This is a genomic window from Vibrio sp. 10N.286.55.E10 (assembly GCF_002872555.1).
GTDB classification, from domain to species: Bacteria; Pseudomonadota; Gammaproteobacteria; order Enterobacterales; family Vibrionaceae; genus Vibrio; species Vibrio crassostreae.
In genome coordinates this window covers 89,564-108,529 of sequence record NZ_MCSD01000008.1, presented here as the reverse complement: position 1 = coordinate 108,529, position 18,966 = coordinate 89,564, and the positions used below count along the sequence as shown (strand labels likewise).

General features: G+C 44.6%; 16 protein-coding genes. 12 read left to right on the top strand and 4 right to left on the bottom strand.

The window, feature by feature from the left end:
* Positions 1–6 precede the first annotated feature (6 nt).
* The 4 genes from BCV39_RS06695 to BCV39_RS06680 all read left to right on the top strand — a co-directional run bounded on the left by BCV39_RS06695 (position 7) and on the right by BCV39_RS06680 (position 6,738).
* Positions 7–3,390, top strand: coding sequence for an AraC family transcriptional regulator (locus BCV39_RS06695; protein WP_102433589.1), 3,384 nt, complete (start codon positions 7–9; stop codon positions 3,388–3,390).
* Positions 3,391–4,015: 625 nt separating this feature from the next.
* Positions 4,016–4,237 carry a FeoA family protein gene (locus tag BCV39_RS23135; protein ID WP_004734203.1) on the top strand — a complete coding sequence of 74 codons (222 nt, stop codon included), beginning with the start codon at positions 4,016–4,018 and terminating at the stop codon, positions 4,235–4,237.
* Complete coding sequence (gene feoB / locus BCV39_RS06685; RefSeq protein WP_055319700.1) at positions 4,238–6,511, top strand: Fe(2+) transporter permease subunit FeoB; 2,274 nt, start codon at positions 4,238–4,240, stop codon at positions 6,509–6,511.
* Positions 6,508–6,738, top strand: coding sequence for a FeoC-like transcriptional regulator (locus BCV39_RS06680; RefSeq protein WP_048660845.1), 231 nt, complete (start codon positions 6,508–6,510; stop codon positions 6,736–6,738). The genes feoB and BCV39_RS06680 overlap by 4 nt, the downstream gene beginning before the upstream one ends.
* Before the next feature lie 66 nt (positions 6,739–6,804).
* On the opposite strand, the gene BCV39_RS06675 is transcribed toward BCV39_RS06680, so the two are convergent.
* From BCV39_RS06675 to argS, 3 genes are all read right to left on the bottom strand, one after another.
* Entirely contained in the window at positions 6,805–7,332 is a 528-nt protein-coding gene (locus tag BCV39_RS06675; protein WP_102433590.1) for a YqhA family protein, read from the bottom strand.
* 137 nt (positions 7,333–7,469) lie between these two features.
* Entirely contained in the window at positions 7,470–7,898 is a 429-nt protein-coding gene (locus tag BCV39_RS06670; RefSeq protein WP_048660843.1) for an HIT domain-containing protein, read from the bottom strand.
* Positions 7,899–8,004: 106 nt separating this feature from the next.
* Complete coding sequence (gene argS, locus BCV39_RS06665; protein ID WP_048660842.1) at positions 8,005–9,738, bottom strand: arginine--tRNA ligase; 1,734 nt, start codon at positions 9,736–9,738, stop codon at positions 8,005–8,007.
* Between the two features lie 347 nt (positions 9,739–10,085).
* Here argS and BCV39_RS06660 point away from each other — a divergent pair, with 347 nt between their 5' ends.
* Positions 10,086–10,682, top strand: a complete 597-nt coding sequence (locus tag BCV39_RS06660; protein ID WP_102433591.1) for a VOC family protein — start codon at positions 10,086–10,088, stop codon at positions 10,680–10,682.
* 288 nt (positions 10,683–10,970) lie between these two features.
* On the opposite strand, the gene purU is transcribed toward BCV39_RS06660, so the two are convergent.
* Positions 10,971–11,804: a formyltetrahydrofolate deformylase gene (purU, locus tag BCV39_RS06655; protein ID WP_048660881.1), complete on the bottom strand. Its 834-nt coding sequence runs from the start codon at positions 11,802–11,804 to the stop codon at positions 10,971–10,973.
* Between the two features lie 281 nt (positions 11,805–12,085).
* Between purU and BCV39_RS06650 the strand changes: the two genes are divergently transcribed.
* From BCV39_RS06650 to fadD, 7 genes are all read left to right on the top strand, one after another.
* Entirely contained in the window at positions 12,086–12,286 is a 201-nt protein-coding gene (locus tag BCV39_RS06650) for a hypothetical protein (RefSeq protein WP_102433592.1), read from the top strand.
* Between the two features lie 160 nt (positions 12,287–12,446).
* A complete protein-coding gene (locus BCV39_RS06645; protein ID WP_048660840.1) occupies positions 12,447–14,375 on the top strand; it encodes an ATP-dependent DNA helicase in 1,929 nt (642 codons plus the stop codon).
* A gap of 59 nt (positions 14,376–14,434) precedes the next feature.
* Entirely contained in the window at positions 14,435–15,136 is a 702-nt protein-coding gene (gene tsaB, locus BCV39_RS06640; RefSeq protein WP_048664625.1) for a tRNA (adenosine(37)-N6)-threonylcarbamoyltransferase complex dimerization subunit type 1 TsaB, read from the top strand.
* Between the two features lie 91 nt (positions 15,137–15,227).
* A complete protein-coding gene (locus tag BCV39_RS06635; protein WP_017074520.1) occupies positions 15,228–15,533 on the top strand; it encodes a hypothetical protein in 306 nt (101 codons plus the stop codon).
* A gap of 39 nt (positions 15,534–15,572) precedes the next feature.
* Positions 15,573–16,133 carry a Slp family lipoprotein gene (locus BCV39_RS06630; RefSeq protein WP_048660838.1) on the top strand — a complete coding sequence of 187 codons (561 nt, stop codon included), beginning with the start codon at positions 15,573–15,575 and terminating at the stop codon, positions 16,131–16,133.
* Positions 16,134–16,180: 47 nt separating this feature from the next.
* Positions 16,181–17,032 (top strand): alpha/beta hydrolase, encoded by an 852-nt coding sequence (locus BCV39_RS06625; protein WP_102433593.1) that lies wholly within the window; start codon positions 16,181–16,183, stop codon positions 17,030–17,032.
* 106 nt (positions 17,033–17,138) lie between these two features.
* Positions 17,139–18,833 carry a long-chain-fatty-acid--CoA ligase FadD gene (gene fadD / locus BCV39_RS06620; protein ID WP_048664620.1) on the top strand — a complete coding sequence of 565 codons (1,695 nt, stop codon included), beginning with the start codon at positions 17,139–17,141 and terminating at the stop codon, positions 18,831–18,833.
* The last annotated feature ends 133 nt before the right edge of the window (positions 18,834–18,966 follow it).

Genomic DNA, 18,966 nt, shown 5'->3' with positions numbered 1-18,966 from the left:
TAAGAGTTGTATCGAATTATCTTTAAAATGTTCATGTTTATGAGCATTTCATTTAGCGTTCTAGCGGTAAATACATCACCCTCCGTTTTCTATCCTTTGCCCGTTCAAGCGCAAGGGAATTTTCTTGCGGCTAAAAACTTGTACCTAGGTGCTGGAGGTGGGCTTTGGGTTCATGATGTGCATGGAAAAATACTTTTTTACGATGGCCGAACCTTATTTCCTCGCAAAGGTAGCTTGCTGCAATTTTCTTCAGAAAGAGTCGCGTTTCTTAATGATGAGTTTTGGACATTTTTCGACAACGAGGTGTATCGACATAGCCCAGGAATTGGCAATGAATTGGCGTTTAGCCTAAGTCCCGGCGCTGAAATAACGAATATCGGTGCATCAGGCGATTATATTTGGGTCACTGACGGCAGTAATTTTTATACCTACAACACTCAATCTTTAGAATTCAACACGTACTCTTTACTTAAATTGTACCGATACAATAACAGTAGTGACATTGCGATTAACGATGCGGAGTGGGTGCTGTCAAAGTGGGTACTGGCGACCAGTTCAGGCGTTTACCTTTCAGAGAATCAAGAGTTTACCCATGTCACCGCATCAAACAAGAGCCATATTGAGACGGTTTATTTTTCGAATGCTCGACGTGAGTTAGTGATTGGTACCTTAAATGGTGCTGTGATTGTTGATCTCGCGAACCCAGATAAAGAGACCATCGTTAAAGGGTCGCATGTTCTCTCGTTGGCCGAAACTTCGGACCAGTATTGGATTGGTACAGAGCACGGCCTTATTAGCTACAATTTTATTACGGGACAAATTACTCGATTCAAACAAGCCGCCAATCAAGACTTCTCGTTACCGGGTGAGAAAATATATTCATTGATCAATGACCATGCAGGTGGGATGTGGATTGCGACAAACAACGGTATCCGATATTTCTCACTGTTCAGCAAAACTTTTTCGAGAACGCCCCTAACTGGTATGGGCATGCATTCGAGTAGTGTGGTGATCAACAAAGTACTGCCTGTCAGTGAACAGTTATCTTGGGTCGCGTCCTCAATGGGGCTCTACTTGGTTGATTCTGAAAGTAAAGAGAATCCAATTCGTGTTTACTCTAATTCCGTTAATGATTTTGAGATTTTTGGCTCGTCAATTTGGTTGGCGACCGAAGAAGGCATCATTAGTCTAAATACGGAAACGCTACAACCTGAAGCCCTTGATTTACCAAGGCCGATTAAGGGAGTACACGTTGAAAACTTTGCGCTTCAGGCAGACAACGTACTTTGGATGACTTCTGGGCAAAACCTTTATTCGTTATCTATCGAAACCATGAAACTAACGAGCTATGGCACTGACTGGTTAGTCGACAAGTTTTTGCCTGCGAAGATCACTGATCTCAATATAGGCTTGCTCGGTCGTATCTATATAGGCACTGACCATGGCTTCTACTCGTTCATTGATAAACGAATTAGTTTTAGTCGTTCCAGCGAGCGTTTTGGCAAAGTCGTCGATATTGAAAAAGCGAAGGACGGGGCTCAGTGGTTTGCAAGCAGTTATGGCGTGTATCGAATCCCTGATGACAGCTCTATTATTCAAGAAATCACGCTTGTTGAAGATAATATTAGCCCTAACTGCTTGATAAGCGATGATAATGGTGTGTGGTTAGGCTCTTCGAAAGGCATCAGTTATTACGGGTTGGATGGACAGTTGCATAAACACATCGGTTCACCATTTGGTTTGATCACCAATGAATTGGCGGCGGGAGCATGTGCTCTGTTTTACAGCGAAGAGAGCCAATCTTCGAGGTTGGTTTTCGGCTCAAAGTATGGCGTAGTCAGCGCATTATCCAACGAATTACTGGTATCAACAACACCTCATAGCCGTGCCTTATTGAGTAAGATAAGTGTCGATCAACAAACGGTATCTCTTGGCGGAAGGACGGCTGAACTGGATGAGATCCCTTATGGTTCCTCGATGGGTTTTAAGCTAGGCATCTTACCAGCAACGTTCGCGCCTGCGATGGAGTATCGACTGAGCGATGATGAACCTTGGAGTGAGTTTGAAGGGGGATTGTTAACGCTCGACCATCTTCTTCCTGGAGATTACACACTTGAAGTGAAGCCGGTTAAGGACTCCCATTACCGCTTTGTGTCAACGAACCAAAGTTTTTCGATTGCGGAGCCTTGGTATCTGACGAATTGGGCTGCAGCAAGCTCTCTGATGTTACTGATTGGCGTTGTAACTATCTTGGTGTTTTGGCGTTCGCGTTATGTCACTTTTGCCAACAGGCACTTAAAAGCGCAAGTTGCATTGAAGACGGATCAATTGAGACACCAAAGCCGTATACTACTTACGACCAATCAACAGCTTAAAAAGCAGCTATCGGTTAAGAATGCGCTTGTATCTCACACTGCCAATGAACTCTCTTCTGAAGTGAATCATATTGCTGCGATGATCCCTAATTGGAATGACGAGCACGGGAAGTCGCCAATTCTAACCTTGAAAAATGGCTTAGCTCAATTGAGTAATACCCCTCAAGGGGAAGGGCAAGTTTGTTACGATATAATTTTAATCTTAGAGGCGGTACTCAAAGCTTGGCAAGATGACTTAGCCAAAGCCGGTATTGAACTGGATATTAAAGTCGAAACAAAGCAACGATATGTCTCTTTGTTGTATTTTAATCTCGATATTATCTTCAATAGCTTGGTTGCGAGCATCATCAAGAGAAACTTTAAGTCTCAGAGTATGGTGGTTCTGGTTGAAGAGGTTAAGGAGCATCTTGTTGTTACCATTCGAGATCATGGGATGCCTTTCCCTAAACTGGCATCAAGTATGAGTGACAATACCGGAAAGTCGACCGATCTTAACATCGAAAAGCTGCCTCTATTGATGAATCAAAGCGGTGGCGAGCTTAACGCCTTTGTTTCGGAATCTCAAAATAAGGTTCAGCTTTCGTGGCCAATTGAATATCAAGTACTCGATAATCTTGAAGCCAGCACAATTGAACAGATTGAAACCATTAAACTTACCGTTTCAACGCCAGAGCAGCAAAAACTGACAGCGGAACAAGAGTGGAAGAACAGAGTGTCTCAGCTTGTGAGTGAAAACTACGCTGATGCTGAGTTCAGCACTGCAACTGCTGCCAAGTATTTGTTCATGTCTGAGAGAAGCTTGCAGAGACGCTTTAAATTGGCTTACAACAAGACCTTCAAAGAACACTTGAATGAAGTACGTCTAGAGCATGCGTGCGAGCGCTTACTCGCTGGAGAAAAGATATCTGACGTCGCTTTTGATTCGGGTTTCAATGACCCTTCCTATTTCAGTCAAAGGTTTAAGCACCACTTTGGTATGTCACCATCTAAATTTGCGGAAAACAACGAAGAGTAGTGAGCTGCAGATAATAGAACATAGATAAAGATACTTTAGCCTCGACATTCGTGTTGGGGCTTTTTTATGTTCCTACGAGATACGAGATACGAGATACGAGATACGAGATACGAGATACGAGATACGAGATACGAGATACGAGATTGATATGGAGTGCAAAAAGGTTGTTGGGATAAAGCAAAAGGGAAGAAAAAAAATATCGTGGTATAGCCGGGGGGACTATACCACGGGTGCCAATGACACCTTCGCTTGCTGCCGGAGTGATATAGCAAAGCCATATCACCTCTGGAATAAAATTAAAGAGAAGGAGTTTCTCTTCGATGGAATAACTATACGTTCAGGTACTTATTTTACTTATAAAATTAACGACAGAAGGCTATGAGAAAACCGACATTATCTTAAGTGCTTGATAATTTTCAGTTTGTTTTTAGCGGGGGCGATTTGTACTAGTGAGGTAGTTCTCGCTAATTGTTGAAAGTAACGTTTTTGACGTAAACGTTTTTAACGAAATTTACGAGTATGTATTTTCGAAAACATTGATTTCACACAATGGAATTGTGGACATGTATGTGTATCATGGCGGTAATAACAATCTTTCTCATTATCAGTCACGAATTGGGTATTTATGAAACTCTCACAACTAGAGCAAGGAAAGGCGGCTTCTATTGTTGCACTAACAGGTTTAACTCCAGACGTAAGAAAAAAACTTATGGTCATGGGTATGTTGCCAAAAACCGAGGTGACGCTTATCCGCCGTGCACCTATGGGGGATCCGCTTCAAGTTGAAGTGAGAGGTGTTTCGATCGCCATTCGTGAAAGCATTGCAGAACAAATCGAGGTTATCTAAATGGATTATCAAGTTCTTACCGTTGGTAACCCGAATAGTGGTAAAACAACACTGTTCAATGCACTAACTGGTGCCAAGCAGCACGTTGGTAACTGGGTTGGTGTCACCGTAGAGAAGAAGACGGGTTTATACTCACACGCAGGTGATCAGTTCCAGCTTACCGACTTACCCGGTATTTACGCGCTAGACAGTGGTAATGACGCGAACAGCATCGATGAATCTATCGCGTCTCGCGCTGTTCTGACTCACCCTGCAGATGTGATCATCAATGTTGTTGATGCTAGCTGTCTAGAACGAAGCTTATACATGACATTACAACTACGTGAGTTGGGTCGCCCAATGATCGTTGTGTTGAACAAAATGGATGTATTAAAGCGCGAGCGTCAGGTGATTAACCTTAAAGCGCTAGAGAAAGAGCTAGGTTGCCCAGTTCTGAGCTTGTCCGCAAACGACAAAGGTCAAGTAGTTCGCTTTAAAGAACGCCTTCATAAACTGCTTGTTCAGGGTGTGAGTCTTGACCCTATCTCTATTGATTACGATGTCGCGTTAGAAGCTCTCATCCCTTCTGTTGAGTCACAATTTGATGATGCTGACGTATCTCACCGAGCGCTCGCGATTCGTGCTTTAGAAAATGACTACTTGGTATTGAATGGACTGGCTCCACAAACTCGCACTCAAATTGACAATGTGCGTCTAGGTGCCGATTTCGATATTGACCTTGCTGTTGCTGACGCTAAGTACACTTTCTTACATGACCTTTGTAAACGTGTTCGTCGCAGCGAAGGCAAACTAAGCCGAAACTTTACAGAGAAAGCAGACCAATTCATTTTGAACAAATGGGTCGGTATTCCTTTCTTCTTCGTCATCATGTACTTAATGTTCATGTTCTCTATCAATATCGGTAGTGCGTTTATCGATTTCTTCGATATTGGTGTTGGGGCAATATTAGTTGATGGTGGACACCACTTATTGGATGGTCATTTGCCGGTTTGGTTAGTTACTATACTTGCTGATGGTATTGGCGGCGGTATTCAAACCGTTGCGACCTTTATTCCAGTTATCGCAGCGCTTTACCTATTTTTAGCGGTGCTAGAAAGTTCAGGCTACATGGCTCGTGCTGCATTCGTACTTGATAAAGTGATGCAAAAGATTGGTCTGCCGGGCAAAGCATTTGTCCCACTTGTACTAGGGTTTGGTTGTAACGTGCCTTCAATCATGGCAACTCGTACTCTTGACCAAGAGCGCGAACGTAAATTGGCAGCATCAATGGCGCCGTTTATGTCATGTGGTGCTCGTTTACCGGTATACGCATTGTTCGCAGCGGCATTCTTCCCTGGTGCTGGCCAAAACGTAGTATTCGCTCTGTACATCATGGGTATCGTTGCTTCTGTATTTACGGGGCTGTTCCTGAAAAATACGATCTACCCGGGTAGCAGTGATAGCTTAGTGATGGAAATGCCAGATTACGAACTGCCGACAGTGCAAAACGTAATGCTGAAAACTTGGCAGAAGCTAAAGCGTTTCGTACTGGGCGCAGGTAAAACCATCGTGATGGTTGTGGCTATTCTTAGCTTCCTAAATTCGCTAGGTATGGACGGTAGCTTTGGTAACGAAGACAGCGAAAATTCAGTACTTTCTAAGGCAGCTCAAGTAGTGACCCCTGTATTCCAACCAATTGGTATCACAGAAGAAAACTGGCCAGCAACAGTAGGTATCATTACGGGTATCTTCGCGAAAGAAGCGGTAGTCGGCACGTTGAATAGCCTTTACACAACACCATCAGACGAAGAAGCAGCTGAATTCGATTTGGCAGCAAGCTTGCAAGAAGCGGTAATGACGATCCCTGAAAACCTATCAGGCTTGAGTTACTCAGATCCGCTAGGTATTGAGGTTGGCGATTTAAGCGATTCAGGCGCAGTTGCTGAAGAGCAAGAGGTAGACTCATCAATCTTCGGTAACCTAAAAGACAAATTTGTTTCTGGTCATGCTGCATTTGCTTACTTAATCCTTATCTTGCTTTACACGCCTTGTGTGGCAGCGATGGGTGCTTACGTTCGTGAATTTGGTCAAATGTTTGCACGCTTTATTGCGGTTTGGACAATGGCGCTTGGTTACTTTGGTGCGACCTTCTACTACCAAGCAGCAAACTTTGCTGCACATCCGGTGACAAGTGCAGTGTGGATGGTGGCAATTGCTGGTGGTTTTGTGGTGACGTATCGCGTGTTCAAGAAAGTCGGCAGTAAGCAGAAAGCGCTAGAGGTGCAAGTCGTATGATTTTAACTGAACTTCATCAATACATTGATAGCCAAGGTGTTGCGGCTCGTAAAGAACTCGCTGCAAAGTTTGGCATGAGTGAAGATGGCGTCGATGCGATGCTGAGTGTGTGGGTTAAGAAAGGGAAAGTATCTCGCTTGGTCGACACCAACAAGCATGGTCATACAACACGTGTTCGCTACACCATCAGCAAACAAGATGGCCTGTCGCTGAATGTGATGATGTAGTTTGGTCAATATCTAATAAAAAACCGCAGCCTATGAACTGCGGTTTTTTTGTTTGTGTTTATAGACTTAAGACTCTTTGGTCTCACCTAACCCAAGAACTTTAAGGCCGATACTCAGTAACAGTATGGATACTGGAAGAACCAAAATGTCCCATCCAATGCTGTCGAAATTAACGAGCACAAGCTCCAAAAATTTCACGAAGAGAATGATGATAATCACTTCAGCCAAAATGTTTTTCAGGTGACCAATGTTGGGTGTTTTTATCCAACTCAGTACTTTGCTTTTATTGATTTGCTGGTCACTTTTCGCGGTATTACTTTTATCCGAGATGAATAAAGTGAACACACCGTGAGAAAAGATGAAGAGTACAAAAGCAATCAAGAATGTATCCAGAGACTTAATCAAGTACGAGATCGCGATATCTGTTGTGTCTAAATGCGCGAGCGATTCTGGTGGTACCTGATTGAGCATGAAGATCGCAAAAGCAGAGTAAGTCTTGGTTGCTCCCATAAAGAATAAGAGTAGGGAAGCGAGCATAGAACAGATGATGGCGATCCAGCTGATATGACGAAATAAGTTGAAGGTTTGTTTCATGATGCTCTCTCTATGTTGTGTGCAAGAGAGTATACGTGGGAGTCTATGTTGTGATAATTGGGTGTTTTTGTGAATTATTATTACGCAGTGGTAATAATGGTGATACCTAGCTAGGAGGCATCACCTGTGTCAGAAGGTTAAGCTTTCTTAAAGATAGAGCTTAGTGACAGAACGTTCTGAATACGAGTCAGAATAGCAGCTTGCTCTTCTTCACTACGTTGTTCACCTTTGGTGTTGCCCCATACAGGACCAGGCCAAGCAATGTCATCTTTGAAACGCGCAATATGGTGAATGTGCAGTTGTGGCACCATGTTACCCAGCGCGCCTAGGTTGAGCTTATCCGGTTGGAACGTTGCTTCTAGTGCTTGGCTTACCGCTTGAGATTCATGTAAGAACTGCTGTTGCTCTTTCATTGGTAGGTGGTGCAGCTCTTTCAGGTTGGCACGTTTTGGTACCAAGATAACCCAAGGCACTGCGTTATCTTTGCTTAGTAGTACTAGGCTCAGAGGAAACTCGCCGATAAGCGTGGTGTCTTTCGCTAACTGTGGGTGAAGTTCAAAGCTCATTATTATTATCCATTTCGATTTCTTGAATTCAGTATACGTTAGATAAAACAAAAGGTTGATGCTCTCACATCAACCTTTGTATTTATTCTTTGTAACCCTAAGGGAATTACATACGCTCTAGAGTATCGATACCTAGAAGCGATAGACCTTGCTTGATAGTCTTCGCTGTTAGTGCAGCAAGCTTCAGACGGCTCTGCTTAACAGTTTCGTCTTCAGCAACTAGGATAGGGCATGCTTCGTAGAAGCTAGAGAATTGACCCGCTAGTTCGAACAGGTAGCTACACATGATGTGTGGTTGACCTTCACGAGCAACAGACTGTACCGCTTCTTCGAATTGTAGAAGTTTCGCGATAAGTGCTTTCTCTTTCTCTTCAGTGATTTTAATTTCACCCTCAAGAGAGTCCATAGAAATGCCAGCTTTAGCAAAGATTGAAGCAACACGAGTGTATGCGTATTGCATGTACGGTGCTGTGTTACCTTCGAACGCAAGCATGTTGTCCCAATCGAACACGTAGTCAGTAGTACGGTGCTTAGAAAGGTCTGCGTACTTAACCGCTGCCATAGCAACCGTGTTAGCGATCACTTTCTTCTCGTCTTCTGCTAGTTCTGGGTTCTTAGATTCGATCAGTTGTGCTGCACGAACTTCTGCTTCATCAAGAAGATCAGCAAGACGAACAGTACCGCCTGCACGAGTCTTGAATGGCTTGCCGTCTTTACCTAGCATCATGCCGAACGCGTGGTGCTCAAGAGAAACAGATTCTGGGATGTAACCTGCTTTACGAACGATAGTCCAAGCTTGCATTAGGTGTTGGTGCTGACGTGAGTCGATGAAGTAAAGTACGCGGTCTGCGCCTAGCTCTTCAAAACGGTATTTTGCACAAGCAATGTCGGTTGTTGTGTATAGGAAGCCGCCGTCACGTTTCTGGATGATAACGCCCATTGGGTCACCATCTTTGTTTTTGTATTCGTCTAGGAATACAACTTGTGCGCCGTCATCTTCTTTAGCAAGACCTTGCTCTTTCAGATCCGCAACGATAGTTGGCAGCATGTGGTTGTACATGCTTTCGCCCATTACGTCATCACGTGTTAGAGATACGTTTAGACGATCGTAGTTGCGTTGGTTTTGAATCATTGTAACGTCAACAAGCTTCTTCCACATCTCTGCGCAGAACTCGTCGCCGCTTTGCAGTTTCACAACGTAGCCACGTGCTTTAACTGCGAACTCTTCGTCTTCATCGTAAAGCTTTTTAGACTCACGGTAGAAGCCTTCAAGGTCAGCAAGTTCCATTGAAACTTCGCCAGACTCGGCCTGAACGCGCTCAAGGTTTGCGATAAGCATACCAAATTGAGTACCCCAGTCACCGATGTGGTTAGCACGGATAACGTTGTGGCCTAGGAATTCTAGAGTACGAACAACTGCATCACCGATGATAGTTGAACGTAGGTGACCAACGTGCATTTCTTTAGCAACGTTTGGTGCAGAGTAATCTGCAACAATAGTTTGCGTTTCAGCAACTGCAACACCAAGGCGAGAGTCAGCCAATGCTGCGTCTGCTTGTTTTGCTAGGAAAGCTTCATCTAGGAAGATGTTTAGGAAACCCGGACCTGCGATTTCAACTTTAGACGCGATACCGTCTAGGTTTAGAACGTCCAATACTTTTTGAGCAAATTCTCGTGGGTTAGTGCCTAGTCGTTTAGCAACGCCCATAACGCCGTTTGCTTGGTAGTCACCAAACTGTGGTTTTGCAGATTGACGAACAGCAGCAGGAGAGCCTGCAGGTGCGCCAGCGGCTTCTAGAGCCTGAGATACTTTGTCATTAATAAGTGCTTGGATATTCACACGCGTTTCCTTCAATTCAAGGATGATAAGAGTGGCCGTTAATTCTTGGTCATTAAACTGGTTAATTATGCTTCTAGTTAACGATTTAATGCCAAAATCAGCAGCAGACTCTGTTTAAGTTCACAGAAATGGCGGTAATCATACCAATTTTGTGGGGTTTCTTATAGGTCGAATTGATAGAAAATTAACATTTCCTGAGTGGTTTTTGACAATCGACTTTTACCAAGACGCGTTTGCATGTTTAAGGATCGGAAAGAACATAGTTATTGAGTATCTTTTGTAAAAGCAACGCTTGTTGCAAAAGGCAAAACTGATAACATGCAGCCATTATTTGGAGAACGCAGACAATGATGATGAGCCTGAAGCAAGCTGAACTAGAACCACAACAAATGATCGCCCGCCTTGATACCTTTATGGCAAAAATCGAGAACCTAGGAAATACACTGGGTTTAGATTTAAGCTTTGCTCAAGCGGATCATATTGCGCTGCGAGTCAATGACACTGAGTTAGCCAAATCTGCGCATCAAGCATGGTCTGAGTACGGCTCTACCATTTCAGAGGCGATGATCAATGGTCGTCCAATTGTGGTGTTGGCTTTCGATGAACCCTTGCAAAGCCTTGGCTGGAAAATTGAATGCTTGGAGTTGCCATATCCAGCAGAAGGTAAGATTTACCCAAGCCAAGATTGGGAACATGTAGAGTTTGTGATTCCGTCTCATGCCCAAACGGCTGATGAGTATCTAGCGGATCTTAAAGAAACTTACCCGCAGTTCGCTGCTAACTTTGAAACGCTGGCTGAGCAAGGTATTAAGATCAAACTCTCTAGTCCGAAAGGCGAGGGGGAACGCTTGAATAACCCAACAGTGGCTTTTAAACATCAAGGGATTTGCATCAAGCTGCACCCACACTCACTTAAGCGTATTGTTGAATCTGAACAGGCTTAATTTGAGTAGAGAGTTGCTAGGAAAAGACTCCTGAACTCGCCTAGGCTCGTCGGAATGACGGATGTGGGCTAGGCTTGTGCCTTACAATCATTCGGTTTGAGTGGATTGTTTCCGAGCCATAGTTTTTGCTAGCTAGAGAACGACGTCATTCCCGATAGCGACGAAGGAGCGTAGTCGGGAATCTCTTAAAGTTACCCTGAACATTAAATATAAAAAACGCGCAGTGGGTTAACCCTATTGCGCGTTTTTTATTGGATTCTAGCTGGAAGTCGAACTTAAATTAGCAACTTACAGAATCACAGTCTTGTTGCCGTAAACAAACACGTGATCATTGATCACCTTGTTTAGCGCCTTACTCAATACGTTCTTCTCTACGTCACGACCCGCTTGCGCCATGTCTTTCGCGCTGAAGTTGTGATCCACTGGAATAACGTCTTGCTTAATGATCGGTCCTTCATCGAGATCATTAGTCACGAAGTGTGCCGTTGCACCAATGATCTTTACGCCACGCTCATACGCTTGTTGGTATGGCTTCGCACCGATAAACGCTGGCAAGAAGCTGTGGTGGATATTGATGATCTTGTGGTTGTACCTTTCAACAAATCCCGGAGTCAGTACTCGCATGTACTTAGCCAAAACAAGGTAATCCGCCTCGTATTGGTCAATCACTTCTAGCATCTTCTTCTCATGCTCTTCACGGTTTAGCCCTTCGTGAGAAACATGGTGGTAAGGGATGTCAAAACGCTCGGTTAGGCTTTGTAGAATGTCATAGTTGCCAACCACTGCTGCGATTTCCACGTCTAAACTGCCATCGAAGTTCTTCATTAGAATGTCGCCAAGGCAGTGCGCCTCTTTGGTCACGAGTATCACAACACGCTTGCGAGATGAATCAACAAGTTTACGCTTCGTATTTTGTGGCAGCGCCTGGTCTAAATCGGCAAGCAAGGTTTCGTCATTGAAATACCCTTCAAGCTCGGTGCGCATAAAGAAATGGCCACTTGTGTTATCTACGAACTCATTGTTGTGAATAATATTGAGTTGGTGCTTATAACAAATGTTGGTGATCTTAGAGATGAGGCCCGGGGCATCAGTACAATGTGTTAGTAAAGTTTTTCTTTCCATTTGCATCTTACTTCCATGAAATATTTTTATTCTTCAAATTAAATGCAGGCCGTCGAACGGTGAACTGAGCCGCAATATCACCGTTATAATTAATCTATTATCAAGTTGGTTTCAACAAATTCTGCTGCTCATTTATCGCTTTGATAAATTGTTTGATATAGAAATATCAGTTTTTAGATAGGAAAACAGGCAGAAGCTTCATTTTTAAAGTTTTGACCGTAGTACGCATTTGAACTTCAACCGAGGCATTTACGCCTTGGCCAAAAATAGAGGTGATACTTATGGATAAAGAGTTACTAGCAAAAAAACTGTACTGCCAGCGAGTGAATTCATTGGTGGGTGGTACGGAGTTAGATGGTAATGTTCTAGATGAAATGTGGGTAAGCAAGACCTCGCCAACCGATGCAGTGAAGGCCATGCAACCTTGTGATAACCATTTTGAAGGCGCCTCTTGGTTGTCACGTTATCTAAGTCGAAAATAAAAATGACTCTCTAATTCTTACTTCTTCAGTTCTTACCTTTAAGGTAACTCAAGTCACGTCAAACTAAACCAAACACCTCCGGTGCGAAGTCATTCTTGATTCGCGCCGGCTCACTAAACCTGCCATAATTCGTCTTCTATTTTTCTAAACTTCGTATTCTATGATATCTAAAACGTTTTCTGCTGATGGTGCTCTGGGTAAAGCGATCCCAGGGTTTCAGCCACGACAAGCTCAGCTAGACATGGCTGAAGCGGTTTCACAAGCTATTGAGCAACAGAGCCAATTAGTTGTTGAAGCGGGAACGGGTACCGGTAAGACCTTTGCTTACTTAGTGCCAGCGCTGCTTAGTGGCAAGAAAACCATCATTAGTACGGGGTCTAAAAACCTTCAAGAACAGCTGTTTCACCGAGATTTACCATTGATGGTCGATGCGCTTGGCTTTTATGGTCAGGTTGCGTTACTTAAAGGGCGTTCAAACTATTTGTGTTTGGACAGACTCAGCCGTCAAATGATCGAGAGTCATGGTGCTCATACCGATCCAACACTGCTGGCTCAGTTAGTCAAAGTTCGTAGTTGGTCGTCATCCACTCAAACGGGGGATTTAGGCGATTGTGATGATATCGCTGAAGACAGCCCAATCATTCCTACGATTACTTCCACTAACGACAACTGCTTAGGTAAAGAGTGCCCAAGCTACACCGATTGCTTTGTGCTTAAGGCGCGTAAAAAAGCGATGGATTCGGATGTGGTTGTTGTAAACCATCACCTATTCTTAGCGGACTTAGCGATTAAAGAAACCGGGTTCGGTGAGCTAATCCCAGAAGCAGACGTGTTTATCTTCGATGAAGCCCATCAGCTTCCTGATATTGCCAGCCAATACTTTGGTCAGTCCGTGTCGAGCCGACAGATTAATGAGCTCGCTAAAGACATCGAGATCGCCTACCGAACCGAAGCGAAAGACATGCGTCAGTTACAAAAGGTGGGGGACAGGCTCGTTCAGTCAGCTGCCGACCTACGCATTGTGTTGGGCGATACCGGCTTTCGTGGTAACTGGCGTGAAGCACTAAAGTCTGAGTCAATTGCACGAGAACTTGTTCGTCTACAAGATGCGTTGCAACTGGCCGTCGATGTATTGAAGCTAGCATTGGGTCGAAGCCAACTGTTAGACACCGCTTTTGAACGTGCGAACATGATTAAGTCACGCATTGAACGTGTGTGCGATGTGTCGATTACGGGTTACTCCTATTGGTATGACACAACACCAAGGCAATTCGCTTTGCACATCACACCACTGTCGGTTGCGGATAAATTCCATGAGCAAATCGAACTTAAACCGGGCGCTTGGGTATTTACCTCAGCAACCTTGGCGGTGTCAGATGATTTCGATCACTTTACCTCTCGACTTGGCTTAAAGCCGTCGGCTCAGTTTTCACTGCCGAGTCCATTTGATTATCCGAATCAGGCACGTTTATGTGTGCCTCGTTATCTTCCAGAACCCAATAGTCCGGGTTTGGCGGATAAGTTAGTTCGAATGCTGACTCCGGTGATTGAGCAAAACCAAGGCCGCTGTTTTTTCTTGTGTACTTCACACAGCATGATGAAAGAGTTGGGTGAGCGATTCCGAGAAACCCTCACTGTACCAGTCCTATTACAAGGTGAGACAAGCAAGCAAAAAACCTTAGCCGAGTTCATGGAATTAGGTAACGCATTGCTCGTAGCTACAGGTGCTTTCTGGGAAGGGATAGATGTTAGGGGCGACGCATTAAGCTGTGTTATCATCGATAAATTGCCCTTTACCGCCCCTGATGACCCTTTACTTAAGGCTCGAATCGAGGACTGTAAGTTAAAAGGGGGTGATCCTTTTGCACAGGTACAGTTGCCAGACGCCGTGATTACCTTGAAACAAGGTGTAGGCCGATTGATACGTGACAAGCGCGATAATGGCGCTTTGATTATTTGCGATAACCGATTGGTGACTCGCGATTACGGTGGCATATTTTTGGCGAGTTTACCGCCTATCCCACGTACCCGTGATTTAGGGGTCATTAAAGAATTCTTAGCTAAAGACCATTCAATCGCTGCTGAGTAATTGGCATTGTTGAGCTTAGCCATTATTTTTAGATTAGATAACAGATATTTGAGACACAAATGAGCGCGAAAATTCTTGCAGTAGATACCGCAACTGAAAACTGTTCAGTTGCATTAGTAATGGGTGACCAGGTGTTCGCACGTAGCGAAGAGGCTCCTCGAGACCATACAAAAAAAATTCTACCTATGGTTGATGAAGTACTGAAAGAAGCGAATGTCGCTTTAACCGATATTGATGCTATCGCGTTTGGCCAAGGTCCAGGCAGTTTCACGGGTGTACGTATTGGTATTGGTATTGCTCAAGGCTTGGCTTTTGGTGCGGATTTACCGATGATCGGTGTCTCTACACTGGCTGCGATGGCGCAAGGCAGCTACCGTAAATTTGGTGAAACTCATGTTGCGACAGCGATTGATGCGCGTATGAGTGAAGTGTACTGGGCTCGCTACAGCCGTGAAGAAGATGGTCGTTGGACTGCGGTTGATGCAGAGTGTGTTACACCACCGAGTGAGTTGGCAGCGCAGCTTGAAGCGGACTCTGAAACATGGGCAAAAGTCGGTACAGGTTGGGAAGCGTACGCAGAACATATGGATACTCTAGCGATCAACACCAAAGCATGTGAAGTGCTATTCCCAGAAGCTCAAGATATGGCTTTCCTTGCTCAATTCGCTTATGCAGAAGGCAAGGCGGTTGCAGCAGAAGAGTCTGAGCCTGTTTATCTTCGTGATAAAGTGACTTGGAAAAAACTGCCTGGCCGCGAGTAAATACATATTATTTTGGCTCTGCATTTACTTTGCGGAGCCGCTATTAAAGCCAGACACAAAGTCATTAAATTAGGTACAAAATTTCTTAAGCATGGTTTCAATAAACGGCTTACCTCCTTCTTCGATAGGCAATACATCCAAAACCAATCGAACCAATAAAAAGAATGAGGTAAAAAAAGGCGATGCAAAAACCTCAGTTGGTCAGCCAACTAAGGTCGCGAATGCTGTCTCGCATTCCATTCGCCAAGTCAAAGAATCTGAGATTCACAAAGCTCAGGTTCAGTATGATCTTCCAGAAGGGCGTGGTCGACGTGCGATGGAAGAGTATATGGATGTGATGAATCAAGCTAAAAAAGAGGAACTTGCGAAGCTTATTGGAGTCGATATTTACATCTAGCTTTGTGCTTTTATTTATCCTGTTCTAAGGACCAGCATTATGTTTTCTCTCATTTCTAAATCTCGCTTATTCTTCCTTATCGCTTTCTCTTCGATGGTGATGGGGTGCTCCTCGCTACCTCAAGAACTTAATGCAAACTCTGAACAAGTGGTCACCGATTACCAAGAGTGGGTTAACACAGTGCCTGATGCGGGTGACGTTCGCTTGGGTGGCGTGATTGCTAAAGTGACCAACTTGAAAGATAAGACTCGAGTTGAAGTGGTTAATTTACCTATTTCAAGCAATGGTAAGCCAGATATTGACGCCGAGCCCAAAGGGCGTTTTGTTGGTTACATTGATGGCTACGTTGAACCATTGAGCTTTGCTGAAGGCCGCTTAGTCACTTTAGTTGGCACATCAAATGGCACTGAAGATGGCACCATTGGTGACTACCCTTACACCTTCCCAGTCATGAATGTCTACAATCAACGTTTATGGCAGATCACTGAGCGAGTGGTTATCAACGATTTTGCGCCGAACTATTACTCTTGCCGCAGTTTGCATTGTCGCAGTTTTCAAACCATGCCTAAGTCAGGGCGTGTGATTCAAGATGTGGAATAGTCGAACCTAACCCCGACACACTTAACGATAGGGACAACTTAAAATCAATGATTGAAAAGTCATACTCCCTTGCGAGCGGGACGCTTGCCACACAACAGATAGGCAACCCACAAACGACCGCAACGACGGTCGTTTTTATTCATGGGTGGTTGGATAATTCGTCCAGCTTTAATCAGGTTATGCAGCAAGTCGCCAAGTTTGCTCCCAATGCTCACCTTGTTGCTATCGATCTCTTCGGACACGGCTTCTCGTCGCATAAATTGGGAAGTTACTACCCATTTCATGATTATATTGATGACTTGCATCAGTTGGTGACTAAATTATCGCCAAACAGACTGGTACTGGTAGGACATTCACTTGGTGCATTGATAGCAAGTTGCTATAGTGCCGCCTTTCCTGAAAAGGTGTCAGGATTAATTCAAATTGAAGGTCACGGACCTCTTTCTGAAGCTCCCCACGAAACAGTCTCTCGCTTGAGGGATGGGGTACTCAGTCGTCTTCGACAGCGAAGAAAGCCTTCACGTCCTTTGGCAAGCCTTGAGGATGCTATTAAGCTGAGAGCTCACGCCAACCAAATTAATGCTGAATTAATCGCTCCTATTGTTGAGCGAGGTATTGTCGAGTTCGAGAACTCTTGGCAATGGCGATGCGACCCTAATCTAAAATGTGACTCGTTATATCGAATGTCACAGGCGCACGCTGAAGCGATTATGGCGGCTATTGAATGCCCTCAATTAATAATCCTAGGGAATGGTGGATTCCGACATTTGCAGCATAATCGCTACAAATCAGTGCATAGTCCTCTGCATATAGAGACTGTTCCTGGCGGACATCATTGTCATTTAGAGAGCCCAGAGCTAGTTTCAGAGCTAATTCTTGGTGTAGTTAACAAAATTTAAACAAGTGTTTGAGCCTTTTAGTGCTCATGCACTAAAGCTGTGCTGTAATACCGCAATGATAAAAAGCGGCGAAGCAGTCGTCAGCTGATAAACGAGGAGTAACATCGTGGATAAACCTTGGCTTTCACGTTATCCAAGTGACGTACCAGAAACGATCAACCCAGATCAGTACCCATCTCTTGTAGAAATGTTTGAACAGTCGGTACAGAAGTACGCAGACCAACCTGCATTCGAGAACATGGGCTCGATTATGACATTCCGTAAGCTAGAAGAGCGCAGCCGTGCTTTTGCCGCTTACCTGCAGAATGACTTGAAACTGAAGAAGGGCGATCGCGTCGCGCTAATGATGCCAAACCTACTGCAATACCCAATTGCACTGTTTGGTGTATTGCGTGCCGGTATGATTGCAGTGAATGTCAACCCACTGTACACACCTCGTGAGCTTGAACATCAACTGAACGATTCTGGTGCAAAGGCGATTGTTATCGTATCTAACTTTGCGAGCACGCTAGAGAAAGTGGTTGATAACACGCCGGTTAAACACGTAGTTCTAACTAGCCTAGGGCAAATGCTGCCACGCGCGAAAGGTACAATTGTCGATTTCGTAGTGAAGTACGTAAAAGGCATGGTGCCTAAGTATGACCTGCCGGGTGCTATTTCATTCAGAAAAGCACTGCACAAAGGTCGCCGTCTTCAGTATGTGAAGCCGTTTATGGCGGGTGATGACATTGCATTCCTACAGTACACGGGTGGTACAACGGGTGTAGCTAAGGGCGCAATCCTAACGCACCGCAATATGATTGCGAACGTACTTCAAGCGAAAGGGGCTTACGGTCCTGTTCTGCAAGAAGGCCGCGAGTTGGTTGTAACAGCACTGCCGCTTTACCACGTATTTGCACTGACCGTGAACTGCTTACTGTTTGTTGAGATGGGTGGTCGTAACCTTCTAATTACTAACCCTCGTGATATTCCAGGTTTCATTAAAGAGCTACAAAAGGTTCCGTTTACCGCGATTACTGGCGTAAATACCCTGTTCAATGCGTTGGTAAATAACGAAGATTTCCATGAATTGGATTTCAGTAACATGCGTTTATCTGTTGGCGGCGGCATGGCGGTTCAACGCGCTGTTGCTGAGCAATGGAAGAAAGCAACAGGCGTTCACCTATTGGAAGGCTATGGGTTAACCGAGTGTTCACCACTGGTAACGGGTAACCCATACGATCTAAAAGACTACACAGGTGCAATCGGCCTACCTGTACCATCGACAGAAGTTCGTATTGTTGATGATGAAGGGAAAGTAGTAGGCAATGACCAAGTGGGTGAATTGCAGGTTCGTGGCCCTCAAGTGATGCAAGGTTACTGGCAGCGCCCTGAAGCGACTAAAGAAGTGATCGATCAAGACGGTTGGCTATCTACAGGTGACATCGTTAAGTTTGATGACGAAGGCTTGTTGTACATCGTAGACCGTAAGAAAGACATGATTCTTGTGTCTGGATTCAACGTTTACCCGAACGAGATTGAAGACGTAGTGGCTCTGCATGGCAAAGTGTTAGAAGTAGCAGCTATCGGCCAGCCTCATGAAGTGTCTGGTGAGCTGGTTAAGATCTACGTTGTTAAGCGCGATCCTAGCCTGACTAAAGAAGACATTATCGCGCACTGTCGTGAGCACCTAACGGGTTACAAGATCCCTAAATTAGTCGAGTTCAGAGATGATCTTCCAAAGACTAACGTAGGTAAGATCTTACGCCGCGTACTGCGTGAAGAAAACGATGCAGAACTTGCGAAACGCGCTAGCAAATAATTAGCCCGTTTACGCGAAAGTACTGCACCATAACCATTGAGGCGCTTAATCTAAGCGAGCGCTGAAAAATGGTGTTAGAATGCCGACAGTTAATGTCGGCATTTTTGTATCCGGCGATCAAATAGAAACCAGT